Annotated in this window: 21 protein-coding genes; 12 read left to right on the top strand and 9 right to left on the bottom strand. The window is 66.4% G+C overall.

Going from position 1 to position 18,147, the window contains the following annotated elements; translation table 11 throughout:
• Positions 1 to 89: 89 nt before the first annotated feature.
• Positions 90 to 1,292, bottom strand: a complete 1,203-nt coding sequence (locus tag ACQR13_RS11270; RefSeq protein WP_315714114.1) for a pyridoxal phosphate-dependent aminotransferase — start codon at positions 1,290 to 1,292, stop codon at positions 90 to 92.
• A 191-nt stretch (positions 1,293 to 1,483) separates the two neighbouring features.
• Here ACQR13_RS11270 and ACQR13_RS11265 point away from each other — a divergent pair, with 191 nt between their 5' ends.
• The 4 genes from ACQR13_RS11265 to ACQR13_RS11250 all read left to right on the top strand — a co-directional run bounded on the left by ACQR13_RS11265 (position 1,484) and on the right by ACQR13_RS11250 (position 4,791).
• Complete coding sequence (locus tag ACQR13_RS11265) at positions 1,484 to 2,716, top strand: glycosyltransferase family 87 protein (protein WP_315750065.1); 1,233 nt, start codon at positions 1,484 to 1,486, stop codon at positions 2,714 to 2,716.
• Between the two features lie 193 nt (positions 2,717 to 2,909).
• On the top strand, positions 2,910 to 3,560 hold the full coding sequence (locus ACQR13_RS11260) for a glutathione S-transferase family protein (protein ID WP_315714112.1): 651 nt from the start codon (positions 2,910 to 2,912) through the stop codon (positions 3,558 to 3,560).
• Positions 3,561 to 4,073: 513 nt separating this feature from the next.
• The gene (locus ACQR13_RS11255) at positions 4,074 to 4,268 is read left to right on the top strand and encodes a hypothetical protein (RefSeq protein WP_315714111.1); all 195 of its coding nucleotides are present in this window, start codon (positions 4,074 to 4,076) and stop codon (positions 4,266 to 4,268) included.
• A gap of 61 nt (positions 4,269 to 4,329) precedes the next feature.
• Entirely contained in the window at positions 4,330 to 4,791 is a 462-nt protein-coding gene (locus tag ACQR13_RS11250) for a GNAT family N-acetyltransferase (RefSeq protein WP_315750064.1), read from the top strand.
• Positions 4,792 to 4,952: 161 nt separating this feature from the next.
• On the opposite strand, the gene ACQR13_RS11245 is transcribed toward ACQR13_RS11250, so the two are convergent.
• The 4 genes from ACQR13_RS11245 to ACQR13_RS11230 all read right to left on the bottom strand — a co-directional run bounded on the left by ACQR13_RS11245 (position 4,953) and on the right by ACQR13_RS11230 (position 10,719).
• Positions 4,953 to 6,935 (bottom strand): AI-2E family transporter, encoded by a 1,983-nt coding sequence (locus ACQR13_RS11245; RefSeq protein WP_315750063.1) that lies wholly within the window; start codon positions 6,933 to 6,935, stop codon positions 4,953 to 4,955.
• A 586-nt stretch (positions 6,936 to 7,521) separates the two neighbouring features.
• Positions 7,522 to 7,842, bottom strand: a complete 321-nt coding sequence (locus ACQR13_RS11240; RefSeq protein ID WP_315714107.1) for an antibiotic biosynthesis monooxygenase family protein — start codon at positions 7,840 to 7,842, stop codon at positions 7,522 to 7,524.
• Between the two features lie 136 nt (positions 7,843 to 7,978).
• Positions 7,979 to 9,202 (bottom strand): DUF1501 domain-containing protein, encoded by a 1,224-nt coding sequence (locus ACQR13_RS11235; protein WP_315750062.1) that lies wholly within the window; start codon positions 9,200 to 9,202, stop codon positions 7,979 to 7,981.
• The gene (locus ACQR13_RS11230) at positions 9,199 to 10,719 is read right to left on the bottom strand and encodes a DUF1800 domain-containing protein (protein WP_315750061.1); all 1,521 of its coding nucleotides are present in this window, start codon (positions 10,717 to 10,719) and stop codon (positions 9,199 to 9,201) included. Before ACQR13_RS11230 ends, ACQR13_RS11235 begins: the two co-directional genes overlap by 4 nt.
• Before the next feature lie 172 nt (positions 10,720 to 10,891).
• On the opposite strand from ACQR13_RS11230, the gene ACQR13_RS11225 reads away from it, so the two are divergent.
• Genes ACQR13_RS11225 through ACQR13_RS11210 form a run of 4 tightly spaced genes read left to right on the top strand, consistent with a single transcriptional unit; the run spans position 10,892 to position 13,102 of the window.
• Positions 10,892 to 11,080 (top strand): cysteine-rich CWC family protein, encoded by a 189-nt coding sequence (locus tag ACQR13_RS11225; protein ID WP_409998621.1) that lies wholly within the window; start codon positions 10,892 to 10,894, stop codon positions 11,078 to 11,080.
• A complete protein-coding gene (locus tag ACQR13_RS11220; RefSeq protein ID WP_315750059.1) occupies positions 11,077 to 11,760 on the top strand; it encodes an HAD family hydrolase in 684 nt (227 codons plus the stop codon). The genes ACQR13_RS11225 and ACQR13_RS11220 overlap by 4 nt, the downstream gene beginning before the upstream one ends.
• Positions 11,761 to 11,800: 40 nt before the next feature.
• On the top strand, positions 11,801 to 12,604 hold the full coding sequence (locus tag ACQR13_RS11215; protein WP_315750058.1) for a hypothetical protein: 804 nt from the start codon (positions 11,801 to 11,803) through the stop codon (positions 12,602 to 12,604).
• Between the two features lie 15 nt (positions 12,605 to 12,619).
• Positions 12,620 to 13,102 carry a hypothetical protein gene (locus ACQR13_RS11210; RefSeq protein ID WP_315750057.1) on the top strand — a complete coding sequence of 161 codons (483 nt, stop codon included), beginning with the start codon at positions 12,620 to 12,622 and terminating at the stop codon, positions 13,100 to 13,102.
• On the opposite strand, the gene ACQR13_RS11205 is transcribed toward ACQR13_RS11210, so the two are convergent.
• Positions 13,077 to 13,706: a TetR/AcrR family transcriptional regulator gene (locus tag ACQR13_RS11205; RefSeq protein WP_315750056.1), complete on the bottom strand. Its 630-nt coding sequence runs from the start codon at positions 13,704 to 13,706 to the stop codon at positions 13,077 to 13,079. The two genes, ACQR13_RS11210 and ACQR13_RS11205, sit on opposite strands and share 26 nt — an antisense overlap.
• Positions 13,707 to 13,802: 96 nt before the next feature.
• On the opposite strand from ACQR13_RS11205, the gene ACQR13_RS11200 reads away from it, so the two are divergent.
• Positions 13,803 to 14,585 carry a crotonase/enoyl-CoA hydratase family protein gene (locus tag ACQR13_RS11200; protein WP_316194015.1) on the top strand — a complete coding sequence of 261 codons (783 nt, stop codon included), beginning with the start codon at positions 13,803 to 13,805 and terminating at the stop codon, positions 14,583 to 14,585.
• Here ACQR13_RS11200 and ACQR13_RS11195 read toward each other — a convergent pair.
• The 3 genes from ACQR13_RS11195 to ACQR13_RS11185 are packed head-to-tail and all read right to left on the bottom strand — an operon-like array spanning position 14,582 to position 16,319.
• Entirely contained in the window at positions 14,582 to 15,277 is a 696-nt protein-coding gene (locus ACQR13_RS11195) for a glutathione S-transferase family protein (RefSeq protein ID WP_316194014.1), read from the bottom strand. The genes ACQR13_RS11200 and ACQR13_RS11195 overlap by 4 nt on opposite strands.
• A gap of 30 nt (positions 15,278 to 15,307) precedes the next feature.
• Positions 15,308 to 15,547 (bottom strand): hypothetical protein, encoded by a 240-nt coding sequence (locus tag ACQR13_RS11190; protein ID WP_316194013.1) that lies wholly within the window; start codon positions 15,545 to 15,547, stop codon positions 15,308 to 15,310.
• A gap of 7 nt (positions 15,548 to 15,554) precedes the next feature.
• The gene (locus tag ACQR13_RS11185; RefSeq protein WP_315750052.1) at positions 15,555 to 16,319 is read right to left on the bottom strand and encodes a sulfite exporter TauE/SafE family protein; all 765 of its coding nucleotides are present in this window, start codon (positions 16,317 to 16,319) and stop codon (positions 15,555 to 15,557) included.
• A 90-nt stretch (positions 16,320 to 16,409) separates the two neighbouring features.
• On the opposite strand from ACQR13_RS11185, the gene ACQR13_RS11180 reads away from it, so the two are divergent.
• The 3 genes from ACQR13_RS11180 (at position 16,410) to ACQR13_RS11170 (ending at position 17,995) form a co-directional block, all read left to right on the top strand.
• Positions 16,410 to 17,333 carry a LysR substrate-binding domain-containing protein gene (locus ACQR13_RS11180; RefSeq protein ID WP_315714096.1) on the top strand — a complete coding sequence of 308 codons (924 nt, stop codon included), beginning with the start codon at positions 16,410 to 16,412 and terminating at the stop codon, positions 17,331 to 17,333.
• A gap of 65 nt (positions 17,334 to 17,398) precedes the next feature.
• Complete coding sequence (locus ACQR13_RS11175) at positions 17,399 to 17,611, top strand: hypothetical protein (RefSeq protein WP_035655128.1); 213 nt, start codon at positions 17,399 to 17,401, stop codon at positions 17,609 to 17,611.
• Between the two features lie 201 nt (positions 17,612 to 17,812).
• On the top strand, positions 17,813 to 17,995 hold the full coding sequence (locus ACQR13_RS11170) for a hypothetical protein (protein ID WP_315714095.1): 183 nt from the start codon (positions 17,813 to 17,815) through the stop codon (positions 17,993 to 17,995).
• Positions 17,996 to 18,147 lie beyond the last annotated feature (152 nt).

Here is an 18,147-nt window from a genome sequence, read left to right as displayed (position 1 = left end):
GGCCGACAAAAGAAAGGCGCCATGTTCAAAACATGGCGCCTTTCGGCCTGGAAATTGGCTTCTGGTGTTTCGAGAAGGATGTTGCCCGATTACCTCAGATTGCCGCAGAAGCGCTGGATTCGCTTGCAGGCGTCCTCGAGGTCGGAGGTCTTGGTCGCGTAGGAGATGCGGAAGGCCGGGCCGAGGCCGAAGGCCGAGCCCTGCACCACGGCGACGCCCTCCGTCTCCAGCAGCTCGGTGACGAAGGCCTCGTCATTGTCGATCACCTTGCCCGACGGCGCGGTCTTGCCGATCGTCCCGGCGCAGGACGGATAGACGTAGAACGCGCCTTCCGGCCGCGGGCATTCGATGCCATTCGCCTGGTTCAGCATCGACACCACGAGGTCGCGGCGCTCCTTGAACACCTTGTTGTTGGCCGGGATGAAGTCCTGCGGACCGTTCAGGGCCTCCACCGCCGCCCATTGCGCGATCGAGCACGGGTTCGAGGTCGACTGCGACTGGATCGTCGCCATCGCCTTGATCAGGTGCGCCGGACCGCCGGCATAGCCGATGCGCCAGCCGGTCATGCAATAGGCCTTGGAGACGCCGTTCACGGTCAGCGTGCGGTCGAACAGCGAGGGCTCGACCTGCGCCGGCGTGGTGAACACGAAGTCGTCATAGACGAGGTGCTCGTACATGTCGTCGGTCATGATCCAGACATGCGGATGCTTGACCAGCACCTCGGTGAGCGCCTTCAGCTCGGCCTTGGTGTAGGCCGCGCCGGTCGGGTTCGACGGCGAGCACAGGATCAGCCACTTGGTCTTCGGCGTGATCGCCTTCTCCAGCGCCTCCGGCTGCAGCTTGAAGCCGTGGGCGGCGGTGCAGACCACCGGCACCGGCTCGCCGCCGGCGAGCGCGACCATCTCGGGATAGCTGACCCAGTACGGCGCCGGGATGATCACCTGGTCGCCGGGATTGATGGTCGCCATCAGCGCATTGTACAGCACCTGCTTGCCGCCGACACCGACGATCACCTGGTTCGGCTTATAGGTGAGGCCGTTCTCGCGCTGGAACTTGCCGATGATGGCTTCCTTCAGCTCGGGGATGCCGTCGACCGCGGTGTACTTGGTCTTGCCGTCCTGGATCGCCTTGATCGCGGCCTGCTTGATGTTGTCGGGCGTGTCGAAATCAGGCTCGCCAGCGCCGAGGCCGATGACATTGCGGCCCGCCGCTTTGAGGACGCGCGCTTTATCCGTGACCGCGATGGTCGCGGACGGCTTCACACGGTCGAGCGCAGCGGCGAGAAAGGACATCATCAGCTCCTATGCAGGCGTCGTGGATCACCCCCTCGGGGCCACGACCAGTCATGTCAGGGAAACGCCCATTTGTAGGGCCCCCAGCGCTGCATCGCAAGAAGCTTGGGCACATGGCTCCCAAGACTTTAGAGAACGTTAAAGCCGCCCCGCTAGCGTGGACCGACGATTGTCCAGAGTCTCAGGCCGAAATGACCACTATCGGGTACGCCCTGCGATCCGGCGACTGGCTGACGGCCACGCGGATCAAGTCCTACAGCTGGATTCTGCTCGCGGTCACGATCGCGGCAATCGCCGGCTGGATCGCGCTGTCCGATGGCCTGGTCGACCGCAACGGCAAGCCGATCGGCACCGACTTCTCCAACGTCTATGCGGCAGGCGTGCTGACCCTTCAGGGCAAGGCGGCCGATGCCTATAATCCGCCGCTGCAGCATGCGACGGAAAAGGCCGTGTTCGACGGCCGCGACGTGCCGTTCTTCGGCTGGCACTACCCGCCCTTCTTCTTCGCGATCGCCGCCATCACCGCCCTGCTGCCCTATGCCGGAGGGCTCGCGCTCTGGGTCGTGTCGAGCCTGCTCGCATACCTCGCGGTCATGCGCGCAATCCTGCCGCGTTCCGAGACCCTGCTGGTCGCGACCGCCTTTCCCGCCGTGTTCGTCAACATTGGTCACGGCCAGAACGCGTTCTTCACCGCGGCGCTGCTCGGCGGCGCGCTGTTGCTGATGGAGCGCGGCCGGCCGTGGGCGGCCGGCGTCCTGATCGGCCTGCTCGCCTACAAGCCGCAATTCGGCGTGCTCATTCCCGTGGCGCTGCTCGCAGGCACGCGCTGGCCGACGATTGCTGCGGCAGCCGCCACGGTGGCCGCGCTGGTCGCGATCAGCTTCGCCGCGCTCGGCAGCGACGTCTGGCACGCCTTCTTCCAGTCGATGACCTTCACACAGAGCGTCGTGCTCGAGCAAGGCGGCACCGGCTGGGAGAAGATCCAGTCGGTGTTCTCGGCCGCGCGTCATTGGGGCGCCGATATCAGGTCCGCCTATGCGCTGCAGAGCCTGCTGGCGCTGTCGCTCGCGGCCGGACTTGCATGGCTGTGGCAGAGCGAGGCCGCGTTCGATCTCAAGGCTTCGGCACTGGCGAGCGCGAGCCTGCTGGCGACGCCCTATGTGCTCGACTACGACCTCGTCGTCGTCGCGGTCGCGATCATCTTCTTCGTCCGGCACGGCCTCGCGAACGGCTTTCGCGACTACGAGCTCAGCGTGCTCGCGGCCGCCTGGATCGTGCCGCTGCTCTCGCGCAGCGTCGCCGGGCTGACGACGATACCGCTGGGCCTCATCGTTCTGATGGCCCTGTTCGCGCTGACCCTGCGCCGCGCACTCACCGATCGCGCCGTCGAGATCGGTGGACACGCGCGCATCGCGCAGGCGTGATCTCGATTGTTTGAATCTATTGGAAAGTTGTTATTCGAGAGTGCAGTGCAGTAGCGCATTTCGACTTTTTCCATCCGCCGGCTCTTGCAGCCTGCGCCCATCGGCATCATTGTCTGGCCGCATTGCGGGACGATCTGGCGTCTGGATGTGCGATGCGTCCAACCTTTGATTCCTCGAACTCGAAATCGGCCGGATGTACAAGCTCTATTCGATGCAGCGGTCAGGCAACAGCTACAAGGTCCGCCTTGCGCTCGCGCTTCTGAACGCGCCCTATCAGGCGATCGAGATCGACATCCTGCGCGGCGAGAGCCGCACGCCGGATTTTCTCGCCAAGAATCCCAGCGGCCAGGTGCCGCTGCTGGAGGTCGGCGAGGACCGCTTCATCGCCGAATCGAACGCGATCCTCTGGTATGTCGCCGGCGGCACGCCGCTGGTGCCGGAGCAGCGCATCGAGCGCGCCGAAGCGCTGCAGTGGATGTTCTTCGAGCAGCATGCGCTGGAGCCGAACATCGGCGCCGCCTATTTCTGGCTGCTGCTGGTCAAGGGCGGGCGCGACCTGCAGACACATGCGCTCGAGGACTGGATGGAGCGCGGCTACGCCGCGCTCCAGGTGATGGAGAATCATCTCAAGAGCAACGACTACTTTGCCGCGAAGCAGCTGACGGTCGCCGACATCGCGCTCTACGGCTACACCCACGTCGCCGATCGCTGCGACTTCGACCTGTCGACCTTCCCGAAGATCCGCAACTGGCTGCGCCGCGTCGAACAGACACCCGGTTTCGTCGCGATGGATTGGCAGCCGGCGCTGATCGATTCGGCCGGCATCGCCGCCGACTACGGGTGAGGCATTCACCGTAAGACTACGGACCGTCCGTAGAACAGCGGGGAAAATACACGCTTCGGCGGGAACAAACACCGCCAGCGCCATGTTCCTGCCTTTTTTTCCGATTTGCCGCCGCAATCCTGCCCAGCGCGACCTTAGAATTTACCTCTGCGAGTGATTCGCTCGCGGATGTATGGGTAAGGGATTTCGACTTCATGTCCGGGTGGCGTCTTGCTTCCGTTCCGAGGTTCAGTTGGGTCCGCGGCCATGCGTCGCCGCAGGAGTCGAACCACCGTAGAGGGCTCCGTACGCCCGTCAGCGGCTTTCACGACCACGCAACGCTCACCCTTTCGCCCAGCCTGACCACCGCCGTGGTCGCAACGATCGCGGCCAGCACGCTCTCGTTGGGTGTCAGCGTCACCATCGCGGTGGTGTCGATCCGCGCCGTCTTGTCGATGCCCGCTTAACAGGAAGCCATTTTGACAACCCTTCGCGGTTTTCGCGACAACAGGCGATGATTGTCTCGCGCACAAAATGGCGATGAAATCAACGGTCGTAATCGTTGCCGTGACCCTGGCACTCGCGATCCTGCTGGCGGCGTCACTGCTGATCCTGATCGAGCGGCGGGGCGAGCTCTCGCTCTCGCCGCTGACCGAGGAAGATCGGTCCGTCTATGTCGAGCTGGTACGGCCGCCCGCCGCCGAACCGGTGCAGCCCGTCCCGGATTGATCGCCAACGCGGCTGCGCGTATCGAAGGTCCGTCGAGATTCAAACGGACGGCGAAGCCTTCATGCACGAAGCACTCACTGTGCGCGCCATCGCGCGCGACGACCATGATCACTGGCTGCCGCTCTGGGACGGCTACAATGCCTTCTACGGCCGTTCGGGGCCGACGGCGCTGCCGGCCGAGGTGACCGCGATGACATGGTCGCGCTTCTTCGATGCCGACGAGCCGGTCCATGCCCTGGTCGCCGAGAGCGGTGGCGAGTTGATCGGCCTGGCGCACTACCTGTTTCATCGCGCCACCACCACGATCGGGCCGCTCTGCTATCTCAACGACCTGTTCACGAGCGAGGCCGCCCGCGGCAAGGGCGTCGGACGGGCGCTGATCGAGGCGGTCTACCGCGAAGCGCGTCAGGCCGGTGCGCCGCGGGTCTATTGGCAGACGCACGAGACCAACACCACGGCACAGGCGCTCTACGACAAGATCGCCGAGCGCTCGGGCTTCATCGTCTACCGCAAGGCGCTGTGAACGGGCGGTGTCACGCCGCCGTCACGGGGCAGGCCTACGCTCCATCGAGCGCCTGATCATCCCCCGTCACCGGTCACGCGTTTCAGCGGTCCCCGTCAGTCGCCGTCTCTGACCGGGGCCGCATTTTTTTGTCTGGCCTTGGTCGTTGGACGTGGCGCGTCTCACGCTACGTTGGTCGTCGTGTTCTGCTGCTTCAATGGGACCTGCTGAGAAGCCTTCGCCTGCGCGACTTCGACGCACATTCTGACAGCCTCACCCATGCTCGCCGCGACCAGATCGGCCTTGGTGGCTTCCTGCAGCACCTTCGCGGCCTCCTGATCGACGTCGGCCGCGCAGCAGACCAACATCACTCTTGCCTTGGGGAGTCGTCGCTTCAAGCGACGAACGGAGTAGCGCATATGTGCAACGCCGGAATTGCCGATATAGATCAGGCAGGCAATCGCAACACCTGCGGGCTCGAGCTTGATGACGTTCGCCGTCGAGAGCGCCTCCGCTCCTGAGACCTTCGCGCCCAACCCGTGCACCGACGACAGTTGCGCGAGAATCACCGCCGCCGCTTCGTCGATCGGGGTTCGCCCGGCCACGCACAGGACCGGCTGCTCGCTCCGCCATCCTTCGGCGAGATTGTCCTTGCTGAGGATGGGTATCGTGTCGATTGCCCCACTGCTGGCCGAGCTGTCGACGGCCGATGCAGCTTCCGGATCGCTGGTGGTCTCGCGTTTCGCCAGCGGACCATCATTTTGATCGGAAAGATCGGCGGTCAACTCGGCGACGGCGTCACGGATCGTTGCAAGGCGATCATAGGCGAGCGCCCCTCGGTCGGCGTCGGCTTGGGCCAATTGCAGTCCCTTCACCGCGACCTCGTCGCAATAGGCAATCAACGAGCGCTCCTTCAAGAACTCCTCTGCCTTCTCGGCCGCTTCCGTCGGATCGTTCGCAAGCATGCGCTGGTAGAAGATCTCGGGAGGAGACAGCGCTGGACGATCACCGAACATGACGTCGAGGAACTCCAGGCGCTCCACATGTCGTCCGATGACGACCAGGCAGACCGTCAGCGGCGTCGCGAGCACCAACCCGATTGGGCCCCACAGCGCGGTCCAGAACGCGGCTGAAACGACCACCGCCACGGGGGACAGGCCCGTGCTGCGCCCATAGACCATCGGTTCGATGACGTGGCCGAGCAACGGCTCGACCACGAGAAACAGGGCCAAGGTCCAAATCAGCATCGACCAGCCAGGGTCGACCGCTGCCGCCAGAGCAAGCGGAAACGCCGCGGCGATGACGGCGCCGATATAGGGCACGAACCGAAGCGCTGCGGCGAGGATCCCCCAAAGGAGGGCGCTGGGGATGCCGATGAACCACAAGCCGACGCCGATCACGACGCCGAATCCGCCGTTCAGGGCGAGCTGGGTGAGGAACAGCCGGCTGAGCCTGTAAGCCGCATCATCGAGCGCCGCCGTGGTGCGCTGCAGGTCGGATGAGCCCGCAAGGCGAATGAGCCGATTCCGCAGGTCCTCGCGTTGAAGCAATATGAAGATCACGAAGATGATGATGATGCCGGTCGTCGCCAGCGGATGAATGAGCGGCGAAATCAGCGTGCGGAGACTGTCTAGCGCTCCGGGATCGGGCTGCCGGACCTCCACCGGGATCGGGGTCACAGGGACTGAGGAATTCGTTCGCAGTCCGCTCGGCGGCCGAGCCGCTTCCGGCTCATTCGGTTTGTCGAGTTCCTTGCCCAGATCCTTGAGCATGTCCGATGCACGCTCGAGCGTCCCTCTGCCGGCTTTGGTGTCGCGGAACGACTGGATCTTGTTGCTCATCGTCGATTGATAGTTCGGCAGCTCACTGGCAAGCTGGGTGAGCTGGGTGGCGAGCAGGCTGCCCAGTGTAAAGATCACGACGAATGCGAGAACGACCACGCTGACGACGGCCAGTCCGCGCGGGGCACGAAGCCGCTGCAGTTGCGCGACCAATGGCGCCAATACGAAGCTGAGCAGGATGGCCAGGGCCACGGGGACCAGGATATCGCGACCGAAATACAGCAGCGCGATGATGATGACCGCAAAAATGGCGACGGCCAGCGCGCTGATCAGCCCGAGAACTTCCTCTGGGGTGCGGACCTTGAGCGGCTGTCTGATGATCATCGAATCTCTCTCCGAACGAGGAAGGGCGGCGCGCGTCGCTCAAGCGGTCAGGCTGTCAACGTCGACGAAGGTGGCGCGTTGCAACGGAGGGAAGCTTCTGACGATGTCGCCGGCGCCGGTGGTCATATGCCGGAAGGTTCGTCCTCGATCCGAGCAACCATCCGGGCCTTCGCTAGAACAGAACGACCGAGGGCGCTGGCTGGCGCTGCCCGCCCTGCCGGACATTCGGCTTCCTGTTTCAGACACGCGATAACAGCCTCGTGAGGCTCCAGTTCCCGAGAGCGCCTGAGGTCGCATGCGCGTCTGCCGACGGCGACGACTGGTCAGCGTCGGCACACCGTCGCATCTCCGCGACTCAGCCGGAGCTTCACTGGGGCGTCGTCCTTGTTGATGTCAGCAGGTTCGGCGGTACGGCTTGCCCGGCGAGGCCCGGCGCGAGCAGCTTCCGAGGGCGCACGACCGGCGACCGTCCGGGTCCTGTCGGCCGCCGTGTCGTTCAGCGCAAATCAAGCGTCCGCTCGGCCGTGCTCAGCCAAGACGGGCCGCGGAGACGGATCTCGTCTGAATGGTGGACTCTGTCCTTGTCCTACGTCTTGCTGCCCACCGTTTGGCGGACCTCGAACCCCTCGAACTGCGGCGGGCCGAGATAGTGCACCTTGGTGTCGCCGGCCCGGTGGTGCGCGGCGCGGAAGGCTTCGGACCTGGTCCAGTCCTCGAACGCAGCTTTCGACGCCCAGATCGTGTGCGAGGCATACAGCGTATGGTCCTCCGCTTCCGGTCCCTTCAACAAGTGAAACTCGACGAAGCCCGGTACCTTGTCGAGATGGCTGTCGCGCGACAGCCAGACCTGCTCGAAGGCGGCCTCCGAGCCCTTGGCGACGCGAAAACGATTCATGGCGATGAACATGCTGATCTCCTGAGGGGTGAATGCCGCAGGTCGAGGAGTAGCAGACTTCGCGGTGCAATGCGCCAGCGGCGGTGGCCGCTGATGCCGCGATGTGGAATGCTTCAGAGCCCCGATCAGGACAGGGCGCAAGCGAGCCCTAGGCCACGAGCCCCTTGATCGGCTTCACGGCCGCGCTGTCCGGAAACACCGCGCCGCCGAGCGCGTGCTCGCCGATGCCGAGATGATCGGCGAGTACGCCCTTGAACACCGCGCGCAGATCCGTCGTCGGCGCAAGATCGCGTCCCTGGTAGAGGCTCGCCATCTTCAGCGTCGGCCAGTCGGCGATCACCCGCCCGCCCTTCACCGCGCCGCCGGCGAGCAGCGCAATCGTCCCGGTGCCATGATCGGTCCCCTGGGTGCCGTTGATCTTCGCCGTGCGCCCGAACTCGGTTGCGACCACCACGACCGTATCCCGCCAGCGCGGGCCAAGACCGCTCTCGAACTCGGCGAGCGCGCCGTCGAGGCCCGACAGGAGCTGCGCCAGCCGGCCGATTGCGCCGCCTTCATTGGCATGCGTATCCCAGCCGTCGAAGGCCAGCGCCGCGATGCGCGGACCATCATCCGCCGCGATCAGCTTCGCCGCGCCGCGCGCGACCTGGCGCATCGCCGCGATCTGGTTGCCGCCCGGCTTGGGCTTCATGTCGTCACCGAACGCGACCTTCTCGAGCTTCAGCCCTTGCGACAGCGCAGCCGCCAATGCGGGATCGCGATGCGCATAGAGGTCGACCAGCCGCGTCGCGGTGTCGTCATCGGCCTGCGGCAAGGTTACCGGCGCCCAGCCGACGGTGGGCGCTGCGCCGCGCAGCACCAGCGGTGCCGTCGGACCGACCGCGAGCGCGCCCGTGACGCGGGGGCCGCGCGGCAGCGCCTCGACTGCGCGGTTCAGCCAGCCCGATTGCACGCGGCCGGGACCGGCGAAGCCGCTTTCGAGCACGTCCTGGCCATCGAAATGCGAGCGCTCGCGATATGGTGTCGCGACCGCGTGAACCACGGCAGCCTGCTTGTCACGATACATGCGCGCGAATTCCGGCATCGACGGATGCAGCGCAAAGAACGAGTCGAGCGGCAGCGCCGGAGTTGGTCCCGCCGTCGTCAGCGCGATCGCGCCATGCAGTCCGGCGTAGTCGGGATCGCCGACCGGCGCGACGGTGGCGAGGCCATCGAGCGCGCCGCGCAGGATTACGACGATCAGGCGCGGATCGCGCTGGTCGGCGGCGCGGGCGAATTTCGGCAAATAGCCCCACGCGGCGAAGGACGCGCCTGCCAGCAGCAAGTGGCGTCGCGAGGTCAACAGCGAGGTCGCGATCCGGTCCATCGTCATCTCCTCTGGAATTCCGGCGACATCAACAGCAGCGCCAGCGCCTGCTGGCGCGACTCCGCGCGCTCGATGGTGCGGCGTGTCTCGGTCGACGCAGCATCGCCGGCGACGAGCTCGAGCAGCTCGCGCGGATCGAGATTGTTGCCGAGTCGGCCGCCGAGCTGCGACGAGATGTCCAGCCGCAGCTTCATGCCTTCCGGCGCGGCCCACACCGCATTGGTATCAGCGAATCCGTTTGGTCCCGCGGGCGTCCACAACGGCTGGCCCAGCGTGTTCAGGGAAGTGAGATAGAAGCCGGGATCCTCCGGCACGCGCGCCAGCAGCCGGCCGCCGGCGACCAGGAACTCATAGGGCGAGCGGATCTTGGTGAGCGGCGCCGACCAGGCATCGTCGGAGTCCACCAGCGCCAAGGTCAGCGCCTTGAGGTCGCCATCGCTCCTCCTGAACACGGCTTCGAGTCGCGCGACGAGCGCGGGCGGCGGATCGTCGGCAATGAAATGACGTGCGAGCTTGGCGGCGATGAACTTCGCGGTCGACGGATGCCGTGCGATGTCCGCGAGCGCAGCTTCGCCCTGGGCGAGGCCATCATCCGCATAGACCTTGCTGAGCAACGTCTGCGGCCCCGGCTGATGCGCATTGGCATTGAACACGAAGCTGCCGGGCGCCGCGTTGCGGGCGTTGCGGCCGGCGAAGCTCCAGCCGGTGATGATGCGCGCCAGCGAGGTCACGTCCTCCTGGCTGTAGCCGCCGCCGACACCCAGCGTGTGCAGCTCCATGATCTCGCGCGCGAGATTCTCGTTGAGGCCGCGCTTGCGGTTCTGGCCGGCACGCGAGTCCGGTCCGAGCGATTCCTGGTTGTCGAGAAAGAACAGCATCGCCGGATGCTGCTCGACCGCCTTCAGCATGTCGACGAAGCGCCCGAGCACGTGCGGCCGGATCGCCTCGCGCTCGAACGCGCCGGCCCACATCCGCGCCAACTCGCCCTTGCCGGCGGAGATGCAGAAATGATTCGACCAGAACGCCACCAGCCGCTCGGTGAAGCCGCAGTCGGCGAGCACCGCGCGCTGCAGCCGCGCCAGCGCTTCGGCACGGAACGTCTTCTGGACGACGTTGGGCGGCTGCTGGGCTTGCGCGGGCTTTGCCGGCGCTCCCTGCATCGCGGGTGCGGGGTCGGCACCGGCCGCTGGGGCCGCCGAGGGCGTTGCGGCCATGGCTTTGTCCGCGCCGTTCGTCGACAGGCCGCGCGTGGGGCTGGACGGATCCTGCGGCGCAGCCTCCGGCTTCGCGGCCTCGCGGGCCCGCTTGACCTCGTCCTGATAGGTGAAGACGGCAGCGGCGAGTGCTGCCGTCGGCTGCAGACCCGGCGCCTCCAGCAGCGCTCCATCGGGACGGCCGAGCTCGGCCTTGACGAAGCCGCGCGGGTCCGACGCCGCATTGACGAGATCGCCCGAGGCACCGCCACGCGCGCCGAAGCCGAAGCGATTCAATGCGACAAGAGCCGCTCGAGCATCACGCGCCATGCCACATCCTCGAGCCCGTCATCGCGGGAGCTCCCGAAACGCTGTGTTGCCGCGACCGCAGACTGCGATGGCGCGGCAGATTGTCACGCACTATACTTGCCCCTGCAGATGAACCGGACATGAAAAGGGCTGGTCGGACGTGGTTCCGAAGGTGACAAATCGTTTAGCGGACATGACCGCGCGGCAACTCATCTGCGAGTCGTGCGGCACGGCGTTCAGCTGCGATCCGGGCGGCTCCTGCTGGTGCTTCGACGAGACCGTGCGCCTGCCGCTGCCCAAGACCGGACAAAGCAATTTCAAGGACTGCCTGTGCGCCAGCTGCCTCAAGAGACTGGCCGGCAAACCGGAGCCGGGCTCGTGACGCGCTGGCACGTCGAAGCCGTCCTGCTCGACATGGATGGCACGCTGCTCGACACCGAGAAGGTCTATCTCGAAGCTGCGATCGCGGCGCTGAATGCGCTCGGCTACAACGACGGCGTCGTCGAGCTCTGCCATGCGATGATCGGCATTCCCGGACCCGACAACGAGCAGACCCTGCGCGACCATTTCGGCGACGATTTTCCGCTGGCCGAAGTCAACCGCCTGTTCGCGACCAAGACCGTCGAGATCCTGCAGGCGGGCATGCCGCTGAAGCCCGGCGTCATCGCGCTGCTCGATGCGATCGACGCGGTCGGCCTGCCCAAGGCCGTCGTCACCTCGTCCTCGCGCCGCACGGCCGCGGAGCATCTCCGCCTCGCCCGCATCGATCACCGCTTCGATGCGGTCCTGACGCGCGACGACGTGGCCCGCGCCAAACCGCATCCGGACCTCTATCTGCTTGCCGCGGAACGGCTGCGGACGCACGCGCCGGCCTGCGTCGCGATCGAGGATTCCAATCCCGGCGTCGCCTCGGCGCACGCCGCCGGCGCGATCACCTTGATGGTGCCGGACATCGTGCCGCCGAACGATCATTCGCGGGCGAATGCGGCGGCCGTGCTGCCGGATCTCGATGCCGCCATCGCGCTGCTCGCGCGCCGTTCGGTGTTGCCCCTCAGGACGTGACGTCATCTCGGCAGGCTGTGAATCGCCGTGCAGCCTTCTCATGAGCCATTTTCTTCAAACGCGGCCGAACACGGTCACGATCGGTTCACGTCGTTGCGCGCCGCCGGCGGTCCTATCGGATGCATTAACCCGCACGCACTACCGTGCAGGCGTTGGCGGATGGGCCTATTTCATGTTGCGATTCATTGGCGCCGCGGGTGCGGCATTTTTGGCTGCGTTCGCAGGTATGAGTTGGGCGGTCAGGGGATTTCCGCTTCCGGATGGACCGTGGCGGGGCATGATGCGGACAGCTTCGATTGAAACGGTCTCGAACCTTGCTGCGCCGGCGCCGGGGGGCGTGGCTGTCGTGGCTCCCCTATCCCCCACGGTCGACATGACCTTCGGCGGCCCGGAGGCAAAGGAGTTCGACCGCAAGGCGTGGCTCGCGCAGCACACCTCGCAGAGCGACAAGAATCCCAAGCTCGACGCGTTGCGCATGGACGCGTTGCAGGCCGCCACGGCCTACAAGCTGTCGCCGTGCGACCAGACCATGAAGCAGAACCTGGTGGACGCACTGACGGCCTACACCCGCGCCTATGTTGCCAAGCTGGATTGCAAGCGGCAGTTCTGGGGCGCAAAGATCTGCACCGACAAATCGCTCCAGGAGGCGGCCGACAGCGTCGGCACGCCGCTCGATCAGCGCGTGAAGGAGGCGTTGTTCGAAGCCTTCGAGGAGAGGGGGATCACCAAGGCGGACTTTCCGGCCGACGTGCGCGAGGAGGTCCCGCAATTCGCCGGACCCGCCTTCTGGTCCGACGAGTCGGCGGTGTGCCGGACGCGGCAGGCGCAACGGGACCGGCGATAGCAAACGAGCGCTGCCATGAACCGGCTGATCTTCATCATTGCGGCCATCGTCGTCTGGCAGGTTGGCGGACGCCTGTTCCTGACCGAAGCGCCGACCGCGGCGGCGTTTCCGCCGGTCACCGGCGCGGAGTTTCAGGACCACGAGAAATACACCGAGGACGCCCGGCGTTCGCAGCGCGAAGACGCGCTGAAGTCGCTCGACCTCGCCTGGAGCGACCGCTGCGGCGCCAAGCGCGACAGCTTCATCAGCGGCCTCAACCACTACTACTATCACCGGCAGAACCAGAACGAGCGCTATCCCGAGACCTATGGTCCGGCCGGCGCCGCCTATATCGCGGGCGTATGGACCACCGCCGAGGATCGAAGGATCGAACGGCTCACCCAGGAAGCCTACGCCGCCGGCTACATCAAGCCATCCGATTTCGACGGCATGGCGAGCCGGATGGTCGCAACGATCGTTCGCGGCGAGCAGGTCAGGGGACGCGGCTGCGCCGGCTGACGGTCCTGCGGGAAGCATATCGCCTCCCCTTTGGCAGCGCCGCCGCGACCAGCGTCCGCGCCGCCGCGCCCGCGGTTTCCATGTAGCTGGCGTCCCGATGCAGCAGCACGACCGCGAATGCGCCGTCGAGCAGCAGCAGCATCTGCCGCGCGAGCCCGCCGGCTTCGGCAATTCCCTGCTCTTCGAAGACCGCCTGGAGCCAGGCCTCGAACTTCTTCTTGTGGGCGGCGCCGATCCTGATCGCGGGATGGCCGGGCAGATTGGCGAGCTCCGCGGTGGTGCGCAGGAAGCCGCAGCCGCGCCATTTCGGATGTCGCGCGGCGCGCGCGAGCTGGTTGAATATCCCGGCGATCTTGTCGGGCAGCCCGCCCTCGGTCTCGTCGAACCAGCGCTTGAACAGCGTCAGGTTCGGCTGGTCGCGCGCGGCGAGATAGGCCGCGACCAGATCGTCCTTGCTGCGGAAATGATAGTACAGCGTCTTCTTGGTGACCCCGGCCTTCTCCGCCACCGCGTCGACGCTGACGGCGCGGATGCCCTCGGCATAGAACAGCCTGCTCGCGGCGGCGATGATGCGGGCGGGCGTGGGATCGGAGGAACGGGGCATGGCGGCGCTCGGTCAATGTATACTGACCAGTGAATATACCTCGGCTGCCGCGGCGCCTAGTCTTCACCTGCTCCAACCGCCAGCCTGCGAGACACCATGACCGACCTCATCCTGCTCGACATCTCCGACCGCATCGCCGTGATCACGCTGAACCGGCCGCAGCGGCTGAACGCGCTCAGCTACGCGCTGATCGATCGATTGATGGCCGCGCTCGACCGCATCGAGACCGATGCCGGCGTCAGGGCCGTGGTCCTCACCGGTGCGGGACAACGCGCCTTCTCGGCCGGCGCCGACATCGACGAATTCACCGCAAGCGTCCGCCAGGGGCGCGCTGCCGCGCTGCGCGACTTCGTTCGGCGCGGCCAGGCGATGACGGCGCGGCTGGAGGCGTTCCGCAAGCCGGTCATCGCCGCCGTCAACGGGCTCGCCTTCGGCGGCGGCTGCGAGATCACCGAGGCCGTGCATCTTGCGGTCGCGAGCGAGCGCGCCAGCTTCGCCAAGCCCGAGATCAGGCTCGGCATGCCGCCGACCTTCGGCGGCACGCAGCGGCTGCCGCGGCTGGTCGGCCGCAAGCGCGGACTCGAACTGCTGCTGACCGGCGATTCTTTCCCGGCGCCGCGCGCGCTGGAGATCGGCCTCGTCAACGCCGTCGTGCCGCATGACGAGCTCTTGCCGGCGGCGCGCGCGCTGGCCCAGCGCATCATCCGCCACGGGCCGGACACCGTCGCCGGCATCATCACCGCCGCGACGCGCGGGCTCAACATGGCGATCGGCGAAGGGCTACAGGTCGAGAGCGAACAGTTCGCGAGCCTGGTCGGCAGCCGCGATCTCACCGATGGGCTGGCGGCCTGGCGCGAGCGCCGGCCGCCGCGTTGCTAGACCGGATGGCCCGGCGACTTGCGCGCCAGCCCATCGAATGCATCGAGCAGCCGCTCGCGCCAGGCATGGACGCTGTCGCTCTCCTCGAGCAGCCGGAACGGGCTCACCACGCGCGCCCATTGGAAGCCGCCGAATACGATGTAGTCGGCATAGTCAGGCGCATCGCCGCCGATGAAGGCCTGCGTCTTCAGGGTCTGGCGCAGCGGCTCCAGCGATCTGCGGAAGCCGATGACCGCCTGGTCGCGCGAGGCCATGACCTCTTCGAGGCTCTTGCCGAACCGCGCCTCGCGCGACTTGCGGAAATAGTCGGCATCCTCGGCGGCAAGGTTCTTCGGGATGTCGGCGATGATCAGCGGAAAGATGCCGCCGACGATGGCGATATCGCCCCAGGCATTGAGGAAGCGCGCCATCGCGCGGCCGCCGGCGCCGCCGAACAGCGAGGGCCGGTCCGGATAGGTGTCCTCGAGGTAGTTGGCGATCGCCCAGGAATCGGCGACCGCGCGGTCGCCGTCGAGCATGACCGGCACCTTCTCCGATCCATGCGGCGCGATCGCGCTCTTCTCGGTGAAGCGCCACGGAATCGTATCAGCGCTCAGCCCCTTGTGCGCCAGCGCCATCCGCGTGCGCCAGCAATAGGGACTGAACGGTCGGCTCGCATCGGTCCCGACGAGTTCATACAGTTTCACGGCCATTCCCGGTCCTTCCTCCAAGTCCGGACCGTTCTAGCGCACGACGCGGCCGTTGTCGCGCAGCAGCCGCGCGCCGGCATCGGTGACGATGATGAAGAGGCCGGCGCCCGTGATCGCCTCGCGCGTGACATAGCCCAGATCGGCGGCATCCTCCCACACCGTCAGGCGCGGGCAGCTCGTCCGCCAGGTCGCCACCACTTCGGCATGGCTGCGCGGCGCGCGCGCGACCCATTCGACGAAGTCCAGCACCAGGGGGTCTGCCGATCCGGCCATGCTCGCCTCACTCTGCCGCCGCCGAGCTCTGCGCGGCCAGCAGCAGCCAGCCGCCATAGAGGATGTAGTAGCTCGCCACCGCCGTGATGATGCGGTTGGCCCAGATGCGGAACTGCTGCTCGCTCATCGCCTCCAGCAGCCGCCGCGCCAGGCTCGTGCCGAGCATCGACGCGCCGACGGCGACGAGCGCGAGCACCGGATCGAGGCCCGCGGCCTGGTCGATGATGCCGCCGAAATAGATCAGCTTGGTGAGGTGGCTCGCGACCTGACACGTCGCCTTGGTGGCGACGATCGAGCGGCGGTCGAACCGCGCGCCGAGAAAGAACGCGTCGAGCAGCGGCCCCGACACGCCGGTCATCAGCATCAGCCCCATGCAGATCGTGCCGTAGATCGCGCCCTGCCAGACGCTGTCCGGATCGGGCTTGAGGCCGGCCGGCATCAGCCGCGCCATGAACGGGGTGACGCCGAGCAGCAAGAGCGCCGCCGGCTTGTCCGGCACGTAGCGCACCAGCGCCCACAGGCCGAGCGCCAGCGCGCAGCCGACGAGATACACCGCGACCGGCCGCCAGCGGATGTGCCGGCGCCACAGCACCGCACGCCAGCCATTGGACGCCATCTGCGTCGCCGCGTGCAGCACCATCGCCGCCGGCAGCGGCATGATCGCCAGCAGCACGCCGATCAGGATCAGCCCGCCCGCCATGCCGAACAGGCCCGACAGGAACGCCGTCGCCACCATCAGCAATCCGAGCGCTGCAATCAGGGCGGGTGTCATGGCTGATCTCCTCGCCATGCAATTTGTCGCACTGGCGATATCCGCACAAACCGAGTTATCTTGCCCTCCATCAGTTTTCCTGAGGGCGCGATGAGACGGCTGCTGTTCCTCAACGGCATCAAGGCGTTCGAGGCGGCGGCGCGCACCGGCAGCTTCGCCGCGGCGGGCAGCGAGCTCAACGTCTCCGCGGCCGCGATCAGCCGCATGGTCAACCTGCTCGAGCAGCGGCTGGGCGTCGTGCTGTTCGAGCGCAAGGCCAACCGCCTGGCGCTCACCGCCGCCGGCCGCGCCTATCAGAGCGGACTGACGCCGATCTTCGATGCGCTGTCGAGCCTGACCGCGCAGATCATGGCGCCGTCATCGATGCGGGTGCTGACGCTCGGCGTCGGGCCGACGTTCGCGATGAAATGGCTGATCCCGCGTCTGGCCGATTTCAGCACCGAGCAGCCGGACATCGAGGTCCGCATCACCACCGGCGGGGCGGCGGTGCCGTTCGGCGACGACTGGAGCTGCGGCATCAAGCTCGGCCACGGCGCCTGGCCGGGCCTCGTCGCCGAGCCGCTGTTCGCCGCGGATCTCGTGCCGGTGTGCACGCCGCGGCTCGCCGCGACCTTGAAGAAGCCTGCCGATCTCAAGGGCTCGAGCCTGCTGCGGGTTTCGCATGCCGCCGAGGACTGGGCGCTGTGGCTGAAGGCCGCGGGCGTCACGCGCGTCAGCGCGCGCGGCACCGAGTTCCAGTACTATGGACATGCGCTGCAGGCTGCGATCGACGGGCTCGGCGTCGCCATGGGCATCCGTCCCTATATCGACGACGACCTCGCGGCGGGACGCCTGGTTGCACCGTTCGCATTGACCGTCCCAAAAGGCGAGCGCTGGTATCTTGTCTACCGCCATTTCCAGGCCGGCCAACGTGATTTCGCCGCGTTCCGACGCTGGATCATGCGTGCGGCGTCACAGCCCGCGACCCGGAATTCCCAGCGCAGGGACGCCATCAAAAAAGACGCTGACGTGTGAACCCGTTCACAAATGCCCGGACCAATTCATGCTGTCGTTGCCGTTCGGGACATCAGGACTGCGCAATGACGTATTTGTACGAGGACTTCGCCATCGAGCCGTTCGAAGCAGGACGCGGCTTGTGGCACGCGCGGATCCGCCGCGCGGACATGACCCCGGTGGTGATCAATGGCGTTTCGTTCCCCTCGCTCGAAGTCGGCTTCGCCTGGTCCGATGCGGACATGGCGATTGCCGACGCGAAAAGCCATATCGACCGCTTTCGCAAGCGGTGGCGCTGACAGCTGCAGACCGAATCGCAGCACTTTGAAGCACGCGACGGAGGATATCGACCGACCCCCGGGAAAAGACGGATAGCGCGACGTGGAACAATCTCCGAGAGTGAAGTCCCCGAGAGTCCCCTCGCGCGGCCAGACGGTTCCAAGCCAACATCAAACGCCAATTCGAAATGCCGAGTGTATTCGTAATGCGGACTGCAATTCATGGCTGAGCCTGCCGTCAAACACCTCGCTTTTTCGGTGCGTACGCGATGCCCGGACTGCGATGCGGAGCTGAGCGTCCTGAGCGTCATCAACGGCCGCGGCGGTTCCGAGTACTGGGCCCTGCAATGCGTCGCCTGCCACGGCGTGCATCTCGACATCGTCGAGCAGCCGACGCGGCATTGAACGGCAGCGTGGCGTCGCGGCAACGCCATCGTGCGCGCCATGGCTCGCGAGTCGCCCGCTGATCTCGTGTGGCCTTTCGGGAGCAGTGCGTCTCGATGCCTGCTGCTGCCACCATGCTGTCAGCAAGGCTGGTGCGCGGCGCCCGATCACTC

The sequence above is a fragment of the Bradyrhizobium sp. HKCCYLRH3059 genome, from assembly GCF_051168035.1.
In the GTDB taxonomy this organism is placed as follows: Bacteria; Pseudomonadota; Alphaproteobacteria; order Rhizobiales; family Xanthobacteraceae; genus Bradyrhizobium.
The sequence above is the reverse complement of the archived record's forward strand: the minus strand, read 5'-3'. Positions and strand labels throughout refer to the sequence as shown.